General features: G+C 32.0%; 4 protein-coding genes and 1 pseudogene. All 5 read left to right on the forward strand.

Annotation, left to right across the window (positions count from 1 at the left end; translation table 11 throughout):
• Positions 1-152 (forward strand): annotated as a pseudogene (locus AJ888_RS09465) (bifunctional heptose 7-phosphate kinase/heptose 1-phosphate adenyltransferase); the annotation flags it as partial.
• Complete coding sequence (gmhA, locus tag AJ888_RS04945; RefSeq protein WP_070296161.1) at positions 149-721, forward strand: D-sedoheptulose 7-phosphate isomerase; 573 nt, start codon at positions 149-151, stop codon at positions 719-721. The pseudogene AJ888_RS09465 and the gene gmhA (AJ888_RS04945), both read left to right, overlap by 4 nt.
• A 93-nt stretch (positions 722-814) precedes the next feature.
• A complete protein-coding gene (locus tag AJ888_RS04950; protein WP_044794612.1) occupies positions 815-1447 on the forward strand; it encodes a zeta toxin family protein in 633 nt (210 codons plus the stop codon).
• Positions 1444-1680 carry a MerR family DNA-binding transcriptional regulator gene (locus AJ888_RS04955; RefSeq protein ID WP_070296162.1) on the forward strand — a complete coding sequence of 79 codons (237 nt, stop codon included), beginning with the start codon at positions 1444-1446 and terminating at the stop codon, positions 1678-1680. Before AJ888_RS04950 ends, AJ888_RS04955 begins: the two co-directional genes overlap by 4 nt.
• On the forward strand, positions 1677-2237 hold a 561-nt coding region (gene gmhA / locus AJ888_RS04960; RefSeq protein WP_044794534.1), incomplete at its 3' end, for a D-sedoheptulose 7-phosphate isomerase. The genes AJ888_RS04955 and gmhA (AJ888_RS04960), both read left to right, overlap by 4 nt.

Consider the following 2237-nt stretch of genomic DNA (forward strand, 5'->3'; position numbering starts at 1 on the left):
GCTTTTTAAAACCCGATATTTTGGTTAAAGGAGCTGATTATAAAGATAAGCTTGTTGTGGGTGCAGATATCGTTTCAAGAGTTGAATTAATCGACTTTGAAGAAGGATTTAGCACAAGTAAGATTATAGAAAAGATTAAGGATAAAAAATGATAAATTTAGTAGAAAAAGAATGGCAAGAACATCAAAAAATCGCTCAAGAAAGTGAAATTTTAAAAGGACAAATCGCTAAAATAGGTGAGCTTTTGTGTGAGTGTCTTAAAAAAAATGGTAAGATTTTGATTTGTGGAAATGGTGGAAGTGCAGCTGATGCCCAGCATTTTGCAGCTGAACTTAGTGGGCGTTATAAAAAAGAACGCAAGGCTTTAGCAGGTATAGCACTTACAACCGATACTTCGGCACTTAGTGCTATAGGAAATGACTATGGTTTTGAGTTTGTTTTTTCAAGACAAGTGGAAGCTTTAGGAAATGAAAATGATATTTTAATCGGCATTTCAACCAGTGGAAAAAGCCCTAATGTTTTAGAAGCTTTTAAAAAAGCAAAAGAACTTAATATGCTTTGTTTAGGGCTTAGCGGAAAAGGTGGTGGAACGATGAATAAGCTTTGCGATCATAATCTTGTTGTACCAAGCGATGATACGGCTAGAATTCAAGAAATGCACATTTTAATCATACACACACTTTGTCAGATTGTAGATGAGAGTTATAAAACTGATTTATAAAATCTATAAAAAGCTATAAATAAATATCAAATATTTTTAGATTTTTATTGAAAATTTATTACTATTACTTAAAATTTATACAAGGAACTTTTTATGGTAAATCAACCAACAGCTACTATTTTTGCTGGTGTAAATGGTGCAGGAAAGACTACTTTATATTTTTTAGCACAAGAGCAAGGAATAAATTTAGGTTATCGCATAAATGTAGATGAGATAGCTCAAAGCATTGGAGATCATAGAGATAGACAAACTCAAGTTCGTGCCTCAAAGATAGCTATAAAAATGCGTAAAGTATATATAAATGATAAGCTTAATTTTAATCAAGAAACTACGCTTTGTGGAAAAGCTATATTAAATCTATTTAGTGAATTAAAAGAGCATGGTTATAAAATCAATTTACACTTCGTAGGACTTGATAGCCCGAAAACTGCAAAAGCGCGAGTAAAAATAAGAGTAGCTAAAGGTGGGCACGACATAGAGCCACATTTAATAGATAAAAGATATTATGAAAGTATGCAAAATCTTTTAAAAATTATGCCATTATGTGATGAGATTTTGGTTTATGATAATACTAAAAATTATGAATTAATTGCAAAGATAACAAATGGGATATTAGATTTGCAAAATAATGTCACTTGGTTTAGTGATTTAATACCAGATAAAACACAATTTAAAAGTTATTCTTATAATAATGGATACAATCATTCTGATAGGATTAAGTCATGATAGATAAGCTTGTTTCTATCAGACATGCTGCAAATTTACTTGGTGTTGCAATACAAACAATCCGTAATTGGGATAAGCAAGGCTTTTTAAAACCCGATATTTTGGTTAAAGGAGCTGATTATAAAGATAAGCTTGTTGTGGGTGCAGATATCGTTTCAAGAGTTGAATTAATCGACTTTGAAGAAGGATTTAGCACAAGTAAGATTATAGAAAAGATTAAGGATAAAAAATGATAAATTTAGTAGAAAAAGAATGGCAAGAACATCAAAAAATCGCTCAAGAAAGTGAAATTTTAAAAGGACAAATCGCTAAAATAGGTGAGCTTTTGTGTGAGTGTCTTAAAAAAAATGGTAAGATTTTGATTTGTGGAAATGGTGGAAGTGCAGCTGATGCCCAGCATTTTGCAGCTGAACTTAGTGGGCGTTATAAAAAAGAACGCAAGGCTTTAGCAGGTATAGCACTTACAACCGATACTTCGGCACTTAGTGCTATAGGAAATGACTATGGTTTTGAGTTTGTTTTTTCAAGACAAGTGGAAGCTTTAGGAAATGAAAATGATATTTTAATCGGCATTTCAACCAGTGGAAAAAGCCCTAATGTTTTAGAAGCTTTTAAAAAAGCAAAAGAACTTAATATGCTTTGTTTAGGGCTTAGCGGAAAAGGTGGTGGAACGATGAATAAGCTTTGCGATCATAATCTTGTTGTACCAAGCGATGATACGGCTAGAATTCAAGAAATGCACATTTTAATCATACACACACTTTGTCAGATTGTAGATGAGAGTTATAAA

It is taken from the genome of Campylobacter sp. BCW_6467 (assembly GCF_001762855.1).
Classification (GTDB): Bacteria; Campylobacterota; Campylobacteria; order Campylobacterales; family Campylobacteraceae; genus Campylobacter_D; species Campylobacter_D jejuni.